The organism is Alloprevotella tannerae ATCC 51259 (assembly GCF_000159995.1).
GTDB classification, from domain to species: Bacteria; Bacteroidota; Bacteroidia; order Bacteroidales; family Bacteroidaceae; genus Alloprevotella; species Alloprevotella tannerae.
Genome location: NZ_GG700644.1, coordinates 53,452 through 69,098 on the forward strand (window position 1 = coordinate 53,452; position 15,647 = coordinate 69,098).

Consider the following 15,647-nt stretch of genomic DNA (forward strand, 5'->3'; position numbering starts at 1 on the left):
GGGACTTGCCAAGACCCATACTCAAAACATTCTTGAAAGCATCGCCTTTAATTTATACAGAACCCCGGGGATAATTATGTCCTCATTTGTAGGATAAGGCATAACCACCCTTGAGGAGCTCGTGCAAGCAGCTCCTCAAAGGGGGATTTACAACTACTTTCACTCCTTACTGCCACCCCTTTCACTCGCTCCTTTTATGCCAAGAACTCCTCTTTACTACACCTCCTTATTTTGCAAAGGTCTCTTATTAGGGGCCATTGCTGCCTATTGCTTGTTCCCAAAGAAGCCGTGCATCAATGTACAAAGGACTATTGATACACAGCTTGCTTTGTTCTGAATTCGTCGAACTCACGTTAATTATATTTCAAAGATCAATATTATACCTCTTTTATGTTTGCGTTAATACTGCCTTTTACTATTCCGTCTAAGATTCTAGTCCTTGCTTTCTTTTCAAAATCATATATTTCGGGAGTACTCCATTGTTGAGTTTGTCTGACGATATCCATCATTTCATTTAGTTTTAAGCTCAATTCGTCTACTCCGTTACCTCTTCCAAAATTATCCAGTTTAGCTTTTGGCATATTGTTGCTAAACTTAGAGTTGATACCACGGCTTATCAAACAAAGATTACCAAAGTCATTCAGTCCTGTAGTTGCGTCTAATTGGGGGTGTCCCTCTAGAGCATGTTGAGGATAGAAATGTTCAACAGAAGTTCTATATGTAAACTCGAAATTTGTGTATTTGTTTGGATCTTGTTTCCATGTGAGGTAATCGTAGAAGTTGAAGATAAAGTTTTCTACATTACACCCATTATCTATGAAATCCCAATGAATTGTATTATTGCTAGCCTCGAAATTATTTTCATAAATGATAGTTTCAAAATCTATCTTCTCTTCACAAAGATACCTGTCAAGCATATATGTACAAGCAAGTGTATATAATTTTGTACGCATTTCCTTCTGATCAATTTCCTTCTGATCAATTTCCTTCTGATCAATTTTCTTGGTGTAGAGATAATATAGAATAGCATTTAGCCAGTGCTTATAGATTTGGGTCGGAGCAGAAACGTGAAACATCGCTTCAAGCATTTTAATGTCCCTACTGATTTCATCTTCAGAGTCTACACCGCTGAAGGTTCCAATATAATTTATTTTACTTCCATATTTCTTTGGCGCTTTGAGACTCCAGCCTTCTTTTCCATTATAATTTTCGCGTTTGATAATATAAGAGTCAAATAGATTGCGAATCGTCAACAAGGTAATAATATATCGTTTAACAAAAGCACGTCTATTAGAACTATTCTGAAGCACTATTTGAAATATATCAATGAGTCGCTTATCGTCAAGTCTTATTTCTGCATCAATATCAGTTTTATAATCATCTTCTTTGCGGTGATACATTACTTTTAAGACTTGTAGAAGAAAGTTTGAGAAGTTTATAATTGACCCGAAACGATCATTTCCACCTTCAAGGCTCTTGTCGGAGTTGGGCAGTTCATATTTTACATTATTATCAGCATCAGTGAAGAGGTCTGATAAAGAGCGACTAATGTATTCACCCTCATTACTCTCGTTGTTGTTGCTATCATCCTCATCATTTATATGACAATATTTTTTGAGCACATCATCAAAATTATCAGATGAAAGATTTGTCCAATTGTCTGAGAATAATAAACTGCGAAGTTTAGGCTTTATTTTCATCTGCACATAAGTACTCATGTCTGCACAAGCCTCCCAAATATCATTAAATAAACACAGATAGTGCTTGTCTTCTTCAAGATGTTCCATTAAGATGGCTTTTAAAACTTCATGTTTTTCCAACTGCTCTCCTCTAGAATTCATAATTTCGAAGTAATGGTTAAGTTCTGTATCACGTGGTAAGGGGATTCGCATGATAATCACATTAGATAGTAGGTAGTCTACAAAATCATTTAAGTTGATTTTCTTGGATTTTAATATATTTGTTAGGTTTTTCTTTAAGATCTGGTACACTTCCGATATGCTAGCTGTAGAAGGATGGTCGGAAAAACGCCCTTGTGACAGCAATCTGATAGCTTCATCCCCTTCTTTTCGATGTTCATATGAAAAATTTGCCCTTTTAAACCAAACCATGCTTTGATTAATTTCTTCTAGTGAACTTAATACATTCATTAGGATGGTCAGAGTGGTAAGTCTTTGCTGCCCATCAATAATTTCATAGTATTCATTTTGGCCTTTACTTCGTGCAAATACTACAATAGAGCCGATATAATACATTTTATCTTTTTTCATGGCTGCATAATCAGCGATATCTTCCAATAATTGAAGCGATTCTGTTTCCCCCCAATCGTAGTTGCGTTGATATATAGGAATTCTATATTCATCTTGAGAAAGGAGTTCCTTGATATTTAATGGGTCTATATTGTTTTCAGTCATTGCTGTATATCTTTTTTAGTTTCTTGAACATTTCACTTATTCTTTCACACTTTGTTGACGAAACATCTTTTTCATCAATACATTTAAGATTTAAATTGATGATGTCATATGGCGTTTTTGCATTATGTACATATCGGAGCATTGAATCTTCTCGTTTAGCATAATTGTCAATAGATGCCCGTTGAACGGCAATGTTCAATAGCCTAAGAGAATATGCCCATACAAAGAACTTCGGAATAACTTTATCTAATTCAACCTTGCCAAACCGATCAATATAATTAATATAATACTAATACGTTAAACATGCTGCGAACATACTGATCGCCAGTTCTCTTCATTCCTTCGTAGTTGTTAATACAATTCATTATTTCAGATGCTTTTCCGTTCTCAGGAAACACTTCAGAAGTCTTGATGGAGTTATATAGGGATAAGTAATGGTGTGCCATATCAAAGAATCTACTACCATTGATTATCTGACCATCTAAATTGTATGGGTATTCAATTTTGTTTTGGTCAATTTTACGAATGGGATTATTAGCATATATTTCTGAAAAGATGTGGGCAATAACCTCCTTTTGATAGAAAGGATACCGCTTACAGTCGTCTAACGATATTCCTTTAAATTCATCAGTATTATTCTTAGTGAAATATCTGGCACTTTTACCCCTTGACCACCTTTTGGCTCTATACAAAACAAGAAAGATCTCTTTCAGTACAGCCGTTTTTTGTCGTTGCCATTTGTCTATGTTTTGTGAGTCCGCCTCACTCATATCAACCATTTCGCGAAGATGGTATGCTTTTAATAAGTCATGGGCTTCAAGGTCTTTTCCTCTTGCATTCTGTGAGTCAAAAAATTGAAAAGCTTCCGATATGTTACTAAGCTCAATGACCACAAATTCACATTTTTCTAATATAAAATTGAAAAGCTGATCATCAAACTCCGATTCTCTTCCCTCAATAACATGTATATTTTCAACTATGTTATGAAGAGAATATCTGTTTGGAAATGTTGTAGACTTCGCGAATAGTTTAATGTTGTCAATATATTTTTTGTAATAAGCTTTTGTCTCCTTATCCTGTAGTCGTTCGTACATTTTCTTAAGAAGAAGTGCTAATGTTAAGATGCGTTGTTGGCCATCTACAATTTCACCATTATGTAGGACTAAAGTTCCAAGCCTATATTGTTTCTTGTGTCTAAAAGTAATAATGTCTGTTATTAGCTGGTTAACATTCCTTGATGTCCATTTATATGGACGCTGATATGGAGGGATTGACAATGTGCTAAAATCAATCTTCTCAATAGGCTTGACTTCTGGCTGAGGATTGTGGTAATTATTTTCTTCAATTTTTTTTTGTAGTGGCGAAAGTTCTTCTTCTATATTCAAAGTTCGTTCAGATTGGTGGGCCTTCGTATATTTTTGTATGATAGGATCGAATAAGTTTATGATATCTGTGAGATATTGAATAGCATCTTTTAAGTCATTAATCTCATAATTGATTTCACATAATCCTTGTGCCATTCCCATCCATCTTCGCCATTTAATATGATCATCACTCTTTACTTCTTTACGCAAATAGTTAATAAAGGGTTTGTACTTTTCTTTCTTGAATTTACCTTCAATGTGTAGTTGAACTTTTCCGCAATATAGCTCGTAGTGTAAATCCATATCCTTTAAAGGGGTCGAAATTTGGATATAACGACTTCTCTGCCAGGATCCAGGTTTACACATCCATTTAACACGTTTTTGGGGCCAAGTCTTATTTGCAAAAGAATTGATCTGTTTACATAGTTCTTTGTCAATACAAATTGCCATAACAGCTTGATTTATGCCTATTAACTCAATTTTGGTTTAAGGAGCAGATTTTATCCTGCAAAAGTGTATAAGTCTCGTTTGACTATTTCTTTAGTTGTTACAAAACAATAAAAGTAGTTGTGAGGCTTAATCAATTGCAAAAGTAGATTTTTATTTTGAGAATGCTATTATCAGTTTCAAGGATAATTTAAGTTAGCGAAATATTGTTTGTCTCATTTTCTAAATTAGAGCGTGTACATTGCGTTGAAGTACACTTTGAAAAATAATTTTGAAATATCAAAAGTTTACCCCCTCCTATAATTATTATTGTGAAAAGAATGTGTTTGCAGTCTTGTGCTTGAATATGTGATATAAAACCGGTGTAATAAATGTCTTTATGGTACTTATATGTGCCTTAATTTGGTTGAATGTGTTGTAGATTTTTTTGTGTATAAGATGTGATCTATTACCTTTGTGACGAAATGCATAGATTGTTCATTTTATTGTAACCAGAAAAGGAAAATGGATCATAAGACCGCTGACGGATTAAATCTTAGAAATGAACTCATATTAAAAGAGAATTTCAAGCAAGTTTTTGGAAAGATCACTTCAACTAACTTGCTTGATATACCTATAGTATTGATAAAAATAGGTCTTAGATATTTGGGCGCATTGTTTTTCTTTTTGATGCCTTGCGTGTTATATGGGCAAGCCATACAAACTAAACTTTGGGGAAGTGTTAAGAATATATCCGGTGAGATCATGGATTTTGCCAGTGTTGTGGTTGCGAATCCACAATCACCCAACAAAATACTTGCTTCAGCATATACTGATGAGCAAGGAAAGTATCAAATGGTCGTTCGCTGTAATAGCGATAGTCTCTTGCTGCGTGTTTCAAGAATAGAGATGAAGCCTATTACCATGAAGATTCCTAATCAATCAGGAGAATATAATGTTGTGGCAGATGTAAAGGGACGAGAGTTGCGAGAGGTTACTGTAAGAGCTAAGAAAGTGTATTCACGAGGGGATACGATCAATTATAATGTGGGCTCTTTTCTTTCGTCATCAGATCAGTCTATCGCTGACGTGCTGAAGAAGATGCCCGGCATTACTGTCGCAAAGAATGGACAAATATCTTATCAAGGTAAACCCATCAAAAACTTCTATATTGAAGGACTCGACTTGATGAAGGGACATTATAATATAGCTGCGAATAATATTGATCCCAAGAATGTAGGAACAGTGCAGGTATTGGAAAGTCATCAAGACATAAAGGCCCTAAAAGGGCTGCGTCCTGAAGAGCAAGCTTCTATCAATATTCGCCTAAAAGAAGGCGTAAAGGGCGTATTCAATTTAATTACGATCCTTGGAGGTGGTTACGGCAATAATACTTTGTGGAATAATGGTGCTATTGCTACTTATTTTAAGCGCAACAGCCAGTTTCTTGCCACTTATAAAGGAAATAACACCGGTGAAGATTTATCTCAAGAACTTTATTCCCTTGATAATGACTTTTCTCGCACAAGTGCAATTTCTCTCATTACCATGCCATCAGCCCCCGGCATAGATAAGCGCTTTTACTATTTCAACCACTCTCATAATACAACTTTCAACAATGTCTATCGGATTGGTAAGTCGGGTGAATTAGGCGTTAATGTGGCATATCTCCACGACAAAGACGAGCGGCGCAGCCTGTCGAGTACAAGCAACATTCTGCCTGATGGTTCACAGAATGTGGTAGAGGAAGCTATGATGGGAGTCGCTAAAGAACAAAAGGCTTATGGAGATATCTCCTATCTAAGCAATAGTGAACATCGTTATTTGAAAGAGCAACTGAAATTTGATTGGGGAAAAATTAAAGCCAATAGTAAAATTTTAGCCGGTAATAAAGTTATAGAACAACTTGGAGGGATAGATGCTTATCGTCTTTTAAATAAGTTACATTTTACCAATCGTAACGCTGCACATTGGGGTTATGAAGTGCTTTCCTTTGTTAATCTTGAAAAGCGACCTCATTATCTTTCTGTTTACCCAAATCTGTTTCCTCATAGTATTGCCGATAATACATTACATCAGCAAGTTGATGTTCACAACTTCTCAACAGATAATACCTTTAGTTTGCTTTCTGCTTGGAGAATTGGTAATGTGAATTTTCATCCTTCTGCGATGGTAGATTTTCAGCACAATTCGCTGAATAGTTCGCTTGCAAGTTTTCATAACGATCTAACTTTTAATCTCTTCAATGCCGGAATTGGAGCAGAGGCTACATATAATGTTGGTAAACTATATGCTTCAGTATATTTTCCTATCAGATTTAAGAGTTTTCGACTAACTGATTTTACTACAGGCCAAACAACAAATAAAGCACGATTGCGACTAGAACCAAATCTAAATGTTACTTATCGTATTAATAGCAGTCACGAATTAAGGTTAAAATCAGCTATTACATACTCAACACCTGTTATTGAAAATCTATACGCTAATAATATTCTAACCTCCTATCGCCAACTTTCGGCATATAGTGTAACGGGTTTATTCGAAGGTTTAAATCAATCTTACACATTTGGCTATTCGTTCAAAAATATCCTTTCGATGAGTTTTGCCGGCATTGATTTTTCATTATATCGACAAAGGCCGGAGGTGCTCTATGGCGCTTATTATGATGGTATTACCGAGCGTATCATCAGTCAATACACTAAAGAGAACGCTCATACATTCACAACTAAAATTCATGGTAGCCAAGGCTTTGATTGGAAGCGACTCAAAATAGGCTCTTCGCTGTCTTATTCTCATTATGATAATCCATTATTAGTGCAACATTCGGTCCTTCGTTATACCGGTGATGCAATATCGACAGGTGTAGATATCAGTCTTACACCCTTCAAATGGCTTTCCTTTTCGTATATAGGCGACTATTATTGGGCTCGTACAAAGCAAAAAGGGCTCAAACACCAACCTTGGTGGTGTTCAATAAACAATAGTGCCTCTTTGAATTTTACGCTACCCGGTGATATTACTTTCTCAACTTCTCTCAATCATTATTATAACAAAATGAATAGTGGTGATAAATCTTTTCTCTTACTCAATGCGGAAGCAAAATATGCTATTAAGCGATTCAGCTTTATATTGTCGTGCGATAATATATTCAATCGTAAGACCTACTCATATTCAAATCTTTCAGCACTTACAGCGACAAAGTCTGTATATGATATTCGGCCTTTGTGTGTTTTGTTAAAAGTCAGATTTAGATTAATATAAAATCAGTATAAGTTATGAAGAGACTTCTTATTCTTGGTTGTCTGTTTGTTTCACTTACAGCACAGGCACAAATTATCGTACCCATCTCTCAAGATCTTCGGAAAGGTACAGTTATTGATACGGCTAGATACAGAGTGATCTATAGCCTAAAGTATAAAAATCATCCATCCGACAAGGCTTATTTAGACGACGTTCGCAATGTATATATTGGTCGGAATTATGTGAAAGACTTCAGTGACATTATTTTTCACTTTGATTCTCTTTGTACAGAAGAGTCAAGGCGTGGAGCTACGGCAATCTCTAATGTGCAAGGAAATCCATGGCCCATAGAGTTAACACTTGGAAATAATAACAGAAAGGCAGAAATTAAATATCGTATGCCTATGCAAACAGGTGTTCTACTGTATCAACAAGATGTACCACAACTTGACTGGACTTTCACAGAGGAAGTAGATACAATCCTTGGCTATGCTTGTTCTAAGGCTATCGCTCCCTTTGCCGGTAGAGAGTATACGGCATGGTTTTCCATGGAAATACCTCTACCTTTCGGGCCTTATAAGTTTGGAGGCTTACCTGGCTTGATATTAAAGGTACAAGACAATGAGTCGCAATATATTTGGGAGGCTATGGGTTTTGAGAAAATGAATGTCCCCATATTCACGTATCGTTACGAAGGAGAAAAGAAGTGTTCGGTAGAAGAGGCGAGTAAAACTATCTCTCGTATTTTTAAATCGCCAATTTCCTTTATTGCTGCCAGTATGGGGGGAGCGAAGATAACCATACTCGATAAAAATGGAAAACCTAACTCATCAGATAATCCTGAAGCTTATGCCATTTCATACAAACCCCTAGAAAATGAAGAGAAATAAAGATAAGGCACTTAGGTTGAAGAGTAGGTTTTAAACTTTGTACTTTTACTATGTGCGATTGTTCATTTCTCGCATCTGTCGCCAAGAGATTCTTTTAACGAGATCGTATTTTATATATGATACTCCCGATTATACACCCTATAATAGCTGTAAGAATAAAATTAAAAGTAGTAGGTTCCGGATGGTATCCTGTATTAGATGATATCTCAAAAAATAATTCATCGAATTTTGTCAATTCATTTTGATCAAGATCACACTTGTCGCCTATAATAAGAGGCGTTATGATGATGTAGTTCACAACAAACAAAGTCAATGTCGGAATAAGTAGAGAGATCAAAAAAACAAGGATCTTTTTCATATACAAGTTCTATATTTAAAGTGATTTGTCGGGCAATGCTATTTATTTTTCTTACTTATGCCTTTTATACAGCTGCAAGGCCTTCTTTCCTGCATTCCGTTAGAAAAGTTGGGGTGGGTCTTATGACAGTTTCATCCGTCGCCAAAGCCGGTTGGGGATGAGGCGCCAAAAGAAGGTCAAGATGCGCCAGCGAGTGTTAATGATGCATACGTGGCGGCGATGCCTGATGGCTTTCATAATACTCCGAGCCACTTGTTCGGTGGTCATCAGCATAGGAAAGTGTTCGCTATCCGTGAGTAGAGGGGTGTCAACAAAGCCCGGACGGATGTCTGTGAAGTTAATGTTGTGTCGTTTCTTGGCTGCCAACTGTTCCAATGCTTGCAAATAGGTGTTCTGCATAGCTTTCGTTGCACTATAAGCTGGGGCAGAGCCAAGTCCCTTCGTGCCTGCAATGGATGTGATGCAGACGATATGCCCTCCACCCTTAGCAGCAAAATAACGATAGGCAGCGCCTACCATTCTTGTAAAGCCGGTGGCATTGGTTTCCATCGTCTTGATTTCTTTCTCTGCCTCCAGCGTAGGATTTTTCCACCCTATTCCGCTTGAATGGAAATACAGGTCAAGTCCGCCCATACGTTTTATGAGTTGGAAAAGCGCTACTTCGGCATCTTCATCCGTCACGTCAATCCGTGCCGTGAAGACGCGTTCCGGAGCATTATCCTTTAAATCGGACAACTTGTCTAAGCGGCGGGCTGCCACGCCTACTGTCCATCCTTGTTCAATAAAAAGCTGTGCTACTTCATGGCCGATGCCGCTGCTGGCACCAAGTATAATTACTCTTTTTCTTTCCATAATGTCATAAGTGTTCGAACCAAGTTTTAAATCGCAAGTCTGTGCGCGTCGTCCCTTTGCCATAAATCTGGATTTATGCTTCTACTATTGTCCTGACGATTTTGACACCTGACAGTCGGTTATCGTAAGTGGTGTACAGACCATCTATGTCAAGTATAATCAAAAACAACGCTTAAAATGCCTACTTTACGAGGGTCATTAGGTCACAAAAATAAAGAAAAAAACGGAAGAAAGCCTCAATGCTTCTTGAGGATAAAGTTTTTCATCTATTGGAAGTGTGCTTGATGTACGTATAAATGTCTTTTAAATTACGCACAGAATACAGCTCAACGGCGCGCTTTACCGTGCGTTTGCGAGACGTCTATATTTGCCTCTCTTTTGCTTAAAACAGCTTGCAATTAGATGAGGTGACGTGACACATACACCCTTATCGTGTGGTATAGAACGCAGAATTAGCTTGTGTTGACGACTGTCCAACGCTAACTTTGCTATGTGGTCGTATTTTTTTGCTAACTTTGCAGTAACAAGTTAATTCTAAATTAGTTTAAGAGGAATGAAGCTCTTGGGATATGCTCCTGTATTTTGGACATCATTGCGCGGATATAACAAAGAGAATTTAAGTGCTGACGCAATGGCAGGTGTCATTGTTGGCATTGTTGCATTACCTTTAGCCATTGCTTTTGCAATAGCATCGGGCGTTTCTCCTGAAAAAGGTATTATAACAGCCGTAATTGCGGGATTCATTATTTCTGTTTTTGGTGGCAGTAAAGTGCAAATCGGTGGTCCTACCGGTGCTTTCATCGTTATTGTTTATGGCATTATTCAAGACTATGGTTTCAATGGACTTATGATAGCCACTATTATGGCTGGTCTGTTTCTTATTTTACTTGGTTTTCTGAAGTTGGGAACCATCATAAAATACATTCCTTATCCTATTGTAGTCGGTTTTACAGCTGGCATTGCTCTTACCATTTTCACAACTCAAGTGAAAGATTTATTTGGTTTGACGGTAACCAATATGCCTTCAGACTTCTTGAGCAAATGGGTAACATACGGTCAATCGTTAAGTTCCATCAATTGGTGGAGCACTGCGGTTGGTTTTTTAATCATAGTTATTATTACGAACACAAAGCGTTTTTCAAAGAAAATTCCGGGTTCGTTAGTTGCAATTGTTGTCATGACTTTGGCAGCTTGGATATTGCAGCAATATTGTGGGGTGAACTCTATAGAAACCATTGGCGACCGCTTTACTATTAGCAACAAATTGCCCGAACTATTTTTGCCAACTATCAACTTTGAAATTATGAAAGGTTTGGTAGCTCCTGCGCTCACAATTGCCTTGCTTGGAGCTATCGAGTCGTTGCTCTCTGCCACTGTTGCTGATGGTGTAACAGGCGAACGGCACGATTCTAATTCTGAACTGATAGGGCAGGGACTTGCCAATATGCTTGTACCATTGTTTGGAGGAATACCTGCTACGGGTGCTATTGCACGTACAATGACCAATATAAACAACGGCGGTAAATCGCCTCTTGCAGGTGTTGTTCACGCTATTGTGCTCTTGCTCATCTTCTTGTTTATGATGCCTTTGGCGCAATATATACCTATGTCGTGTTTGGCGGGTGTATTGGTTGTAGTGGCTTACAATATGAGCGGTTGGAGAACTTTTACAGCTTTGCTTAAAACACCTAAGTCGGATATTGTTATTTTGCTTGTAACCTTCCTCCTTACTGTGGTATTCGACCTTACGGTTGCTATCCAAGTAGGCTTGCTTATCGCTTGTTTACTGCTGATGCGTCGTGTAGCGGAAATAACAGACGTGCGTCTTATCACCGATAAGATTAATTTGAACGATGATACCGATGTGCTGTTGGATAAGAAGTATCTTACCATTCCCGATGGTGTAGAAGTATACGAAATCTATGGTCCTTATTTCTTGGGACTTGGCAACCGTTTCGAGGAACTTATGTCTACTATGGGTGATAAGTCGAAAGTTCGCATTATTCGTATGCGTAAAGTGCCGTTCATTGACTCTACGGGACTTCATAATCTTGTACCCCTATAAGGACTCCTCTTGTACTCCTATAAGGACTCCTCTTGCACTCCTATAAGGACTCCTCTTGTACCCCTATAAGGACTCCTCTTGTACTCCTATAAGGACTCCTCTTGTACTCCTATAAGGACTCCTCTGCTTTCCTATAAGGACTCCTCTGCTTTCCTATAAGGACTCCTCTGCTTTCCTATAAGGACTCCTCTGCTTTCCTATAAGGACTCCTCTTGTACCCCTATAAGGACTCCTCTGCTTTCCTATAAGGACTCCTCTTGCACTCCTATAAGGACTCCTCTGCTTTCCTATAAGGACTCCTCTTGTACTCCTATAAGGACTCCTCTTGTACTTATATAAGGACTCCTCTTGTACTCCTATAAGGACTCCTCTTGTACTCCTATAAGGAATCTTCTTGTACTTATATAAGGACTCCTCTTGTACTTATATAAGGACTCCTCCTGCACTCCTATAAGGACTCCTCTGCTTTCCTATAAGGACTCCTCTTGTACTCCTATAAGGACTTCTATAAGGATTCCTCTTGTTGCTGTAATGTGCGAACAATCGCGTAAACAAGGCATACCAATTGTGCTGTCGGGTGTCCTCCCGAATGTAGAAAACGTATTGTTGAAAGCCAAATTCGACGAACTTTTAGGTCGTGAGAATATTTGTAGCCATATCAATTTAGCACTGGAACGTGCACAACAAATCGTAAAGACTACGGTAAAATAAGATTAGCTTTGACATTGCGATGCACCGGCAATAGCTTCAATGGCACGCGACAACTATTTATTTATTTATTGAAACTATATGGTGCATTGTAGGCGTGAGTTTAGGATGAGTTTAGTATACAAATAGTTCTAACTTTTAAAAGGATTTTCTTAACCAAAACTCGCATAATATGTGAGTTCGGCATATATTCTGTCTGCAAATAGCTTTCCGAAGAGCCTGTCCGTGAAGGATTTTACATTGATTTATACCGAACAGGCGCTAATTTTAACTGTCTCATATTTACTCTTTATGCTTAGACTTTGAGGAGTGCTTCTTATGATCGAGCCACACAATCAGCACGATGAGCCCACACCAAGCCACGAAAGCAAGCATCCAGCCCCAGTTGATTGACTGTGCAGCCTCTTGGATAAGTGCCACTAACTCCGAAAAAGTGCCGCTCCGCTGTAGGAAAGAAAAGAACATCAGGCCGAATAGTGCCAGGAACCCATTTAAGAAAACAGACGCCATCATCTTTAATTTCCACCTAAAGGGAGCTTTCTTGCCTCCTTCATTGACGTAGCCTTTCCCTATAAGGAAGATAGAATAAAAGGCAGGAACAAGAATCAAGATGATTCCGCCAGGAACGCCCCCAATATACCAGTTGAGTAAAAGAGTTTTTAGAGGTAAATAATGTTCCGAAGCCACATAAATCAGGAACAATATCACATAGGTAAACATCATTCCCTGTGAATATTTCAGAACTCCACTCTTTATCTTTTCTAAACAAAGCTCCTTAAAAGCCCATAATATGCCCATCCAAACGAACAGCAGTAGACCGCCAAGCAGAAAAGCAATCCCCTGATTCATACTTCCTATTTTCGATTAAAAAGATCCGTTTTTACTCAAATAGGTCCCTCTATTTGAAAGAGATTTCGTGTAGAGTTATGAAAACAATTCTACTCCTATAGCGTTTTCAGTCGCGTTCTTATACCGAATCCACGTATTATGGCATCTTTGATCTTAAATACATGCAACTCGTCCTCGTACCAAAAGGCCGAGGGCGAGTAAATTTCAATAGGACTAACTGTAGATTAACATTTAGCTACCAATTCTTCGGTATCCTTAGCGATTAACAATTCTTCATCAGTCGGGATAACGGCTACGATAACTTTGCTGTCAGGCGTAGAGATGATTTCCTCCTCGCCAAAGTTTTTCCGATTCTTTTCAAAATCGAGTTTTACGCCGAGATATTCCATGTTTTTGCAAGCTTCCTCGCGCACATCCCATTGGTGTTCGCCCACACCGGCCGTGAAGATAATAGCGTCTACGCCATTCATTGCTGCAGCATAAGCGCCAATGTATTTCTTGATACGATAATCGTACATATCAAGCGCCAATTGTGCACGCTCGTTTCCGGCCATTGCCGCGTCATCAATGATACGCATATCGCTGGACATCTCAGTGATACCCAAGACGCCGCTCTCCTTGTTGAGAAGATTTACAGCCTCTTCTAACGTCTGATGTTCCCGCTCCATAATATAGAGAATGGCAGACGCATCGATGTCGCCGGTGCGCGTACCCATCATAAGGCCTTCAAGCGGCGTTAAGCCCATAGATGTATCTACGCACTTTCCGTGATCTACGGCTGAGATAGACGCGCCGTTGCCGATATGACAAGTGATGAAGCGATGCTCCTCAGGCTTCATGTTCAGGAATTCGCCCGCACGCTGTGTTACGTAGCGGTGGCTTGTGCCGTGAGCGCCGTAGCGGCGAATACGCATTTCTGAATAATAACGGTAAGGAAGCGCATACATATACGCCTTAGGCGGCATAGTTTGGTGGAAAGCTGTATCAAAAACAAAGACTTGCGGTAGATCTGGCAACTGCTCCTTAACGGCCAAATAGCCTTTCAAGTGTGCTTCGCTGTGAAGTGGCGCCAATTCCATAAAAGGCTTCCATTGCTCAATCATTTCGTCTGTGACGATTTGGCTCTTCGTGAAGATACCGCCTGCGACAATGCGGTGGCCGGCTGCGCTAATCTCGTCCAAACTCTTGATGGCACCGATTTCAGGATCGAGCAGCGTTTTAAACATCAAGCGAATACCTTCAGAATGCGTCGGGCATTCGTGTTCAATGACGCGCTTCGTGCCATCTGGGAGTGTTACTTTAAGAAAAGAACCTTCAATGCCGACCTTTTCTATACCACCGGCTGCAATGACGCTATGATTCTCCATCACATACAATTTGTATTTGATGGATGAACTACCACAATTGACTACAAGAATTTTCATATTACTTATTTTTCTTCTTTGGCAGCAATAGCTTGATTCGCTGTTATGGCTACCATTTTATAAATATCTTCTACACTACATCCACGCGAAAGATCATTGACCGGACGCGCGATACCCTGCAAGATGGGGCCAAGTGCTTCAGCCTTACCTAAACGTTGCACGAGTTTGTAGCCAATATTTCCCACTTCCAAGTTGGGCGCGATCAAAACATTCGCTTTGCCGGCAATATTGCTGCCCGGCGCTTTCTTCTCACCTACAGAGGGCACGAGTGCTGCATCAGCTTGCAGTTCGCCATCCACTTGAAGGTTGGGATACATTTCTTTTGCGATGCGTGTAGCCTCAACAACTTTATCCACGACTTCGTGCTTTGCACTGCCTTTCGTAGAGAAACTGAGCATCGCCACACGTGGTTCATCAATTCCGGCTACGCTTTTAGCCGTTTGAGCCGTACAATAAGCGATTTGTGCTAACTGCTCGGCATCCGGCATCGGCGTAACAGCTACGTCGCCCATTACAATAATGCCGTCCTGTCCGTATTCTTCAGCTTGAGTCAACAAGAGCATTGCACCGCTCACGACAGAAACGCCCGGCGCACATTTAATAATCTGCAAAGCCGGTCGCAGCGTTTCGCCCGTCGTACTGAGTGCGCCTGAGATCTGCCCATCGGCGTCATCGCTCTTGATAATCAAGCATCCTAAATAGAGCGGATCCTTCACCAAGTCGCGCGCCATTTCGATAGACATTCCCTTTTTCTTTCTCAGTTCAAACAATAGTTGAGCGTATTCCTCCATTTTAGGATTGTTTTCCGGATCTACGATCTCCGCCTTGTCGATATGCTGTAGGTTCAGTTTGGCTGCCAGCGTGTGAATCGCGTCAGGGTTGCCAATCAGAATGATTTCGGCAAAGCCATCGGCCAAGACTTTATCGGCAGCGGTCAGTGTGCGCTCTTCTAAAGCTTCCGGAAGTACGATGCGTTGCTTATTAGCACGCGCCCGTTCAATCAGATTTTGTGTGATACTCATATTTAAATATGATTTAATTTCTGACGGCGAAGATA

General features: G+C 39.4%; 11 protein-coding genes and 1 pseudogene. 5 read left to right on the forward strand and 7 right to left on the reverse strand.

Translation table 11 applies throughout. The annotated features are described in order from the left end of the window. Positions 1–121 precede the first annotated feature (121 nt). A pseudogene (locus tag GCWU000325_RS12470) lies at positions 122–247 on the forward strand (DNA methylase); the annotation flags it as partial. Between the two features lie 130 nt (positions 248–377). Here GCWU000325_RS12470 and GCWU000325_RS10610 read toward each other — a convergent pair. Genes GCWU000325_RS10610 through GCWU000325_RS10615 form a run of 3 tightly spaced genes read right to left on the reverse strand, consistent with a single transcriptional unit; the run spans position 378 to position 4,228 of the window. Then, positions 378–2,414: a DUF262 domain-containing protein gene (locus GCWU000325_RS10610; RefSeq protein ID WP_006256645.1), complete on the reverse strand. Its 2,037-nt coding sequence runs from the start codon at positions 2,412–2,414 to the stop codon at positions 378–380. Then, positions 2,407–2,697, reverse strand: coding sequence for a DUF7834 domain-containing protein (locus GCWU000325_RS12680; RefSeq protein WP_458692649.1), 291 nt, complete (start codon positions 2,695–2,697; stop codon positions 2,407–2,409). Before GCWU000325_RS12680 ends, GCWU000325_RS10610 begins: the two co-directional genes overlap by 8 nt. Continuing rightward, positions 2,693–4,228 (reverse strand): DUF262 domain-containing protein, encoded by a 1,536-nt coding sequence (locus GCWU000325_RS10615; protein ID WP_006256646.1) that lies wholly within the window; start codon positions 4,226–4,228, stop codon positions 2,693–2,695. The genes GCWU000325_RS12680 and GCWU000325_RS10615 overlap by 5 nt, the downstream gene beginning before the upstream one ends. A gap of 501 nt (positions 4,229–4,729) precedes the next feature. Between GCWU000325_RS10615 and GCWU000325_RS10620 the strand changes: the two genes are divergently transcribed. Next, positions 4,730–7,465 (forward strand): TonB-dependent receptor, encoded by a 2,736-nt coding sequence (locus GCWU000325_RS10620; protein ID WP_006256647.1) that lies wholly within the window; start codon positions 4,730–4,732, stop codon positions 7,463–7,465. A gap of 14 nt (positions 7,466–7,479) precedes the next feature. After that, a complete protein-coding gene (locus GCWU000325_RS10625; RefSeq protein WP_006256648.1) occupies positions 7,480–8,334 on the forward strand; it encodes a GLPGLI family protein in 855 nt (284 codons plus the stop codon). A 478-nt stretch (positions 8,335–8,812) separates the two neighbouring features. On the opposite strand, the gene GCWU000325_RS10635 is transcribed toward GCWU000325_RS10625, so the two are convergent. Further along, complete coding sequence (locus GCWU000325_RS10635) at positions 8,813–9,544, reverse strand: SDR family NAD(P)-dependent oxidoreductase (RefSeq protein ID WP_040599882.1); 732 nt, start codon at positions 9,542–9,544, stop codon at positions 8,813–8,815. Between the two features lie 553 nt (positions 9,545–10,097). Here GCWU000325_RS10635 and GCWU000325_RS10640 point away from each other — a divergent pair. Both GCWU000325_RS10640 and GCWU000325_RS12225 read left to right on the forward strand, forming a co-directional pair. Further along, complete coding sequence (locus tag GCWU000325_RS10640; RefSeq protein WP_006256652.1) at positions 10,098–11,609, forward strand: SulP family inorganic anion transporter; 1,512 nt, start codon at positions 10,098–10,100, stop codon at positions 11,607–11,609. Positions 11,610–12,140: 531 nt separating this feature from the next. Then, positions 12,141–12,320, forward strand: coding sequence for a hypothetical protein (locus GCWU000325_RS12225; protein ID WP_006256653.1), 180 nt, complete (start codon positions 12,141–12,143; stop codon positions 12,318–12,320). Positions 12,321–12,599: 279 nt separating this feature from the next. Here GCWU000325_RS12225 and GCWU000325_RS10650 read toward each other — a convergent pair whose 3' ends face one another. From GCWU000325_RS10650 to pta, 3 genes are all read right to left on the reverse strand, one after another. Then, entirely contained in the window at positions 12,600–13,166 is a 567-nt protein-coding gene (locus GCWU000325_RS10650; protein WP_006256654.1) for a hypothetical protein, read from the reverse strand. 224 nt (positions 13,167–13,390) lie between these two features. After that, entirely contained in the window at positions 13,391–14,590 is a 1,200-nt protein-coding gene (locus GCWU000325_RS10655; protein WP_006256655.1) for an acetate/propionate family kinase, read from the reverse strand. A 5-nt stretch (positions 14,591–14,595) separates the two neighbouring features. Then, positions 14,596–15,612: a phosphate acetyltransferase gene (gene pta, locus GCWU000325_RS10660; protein WP_006256656.1), complete on the reverse strand. Its 1,017-nt coding sequence runs from the start codon at positions 15,610–15,612 to the stop codon at positions 14,596–14,598. Positions 15,613–15,647 lie beyond the last annotated feature (35 nt).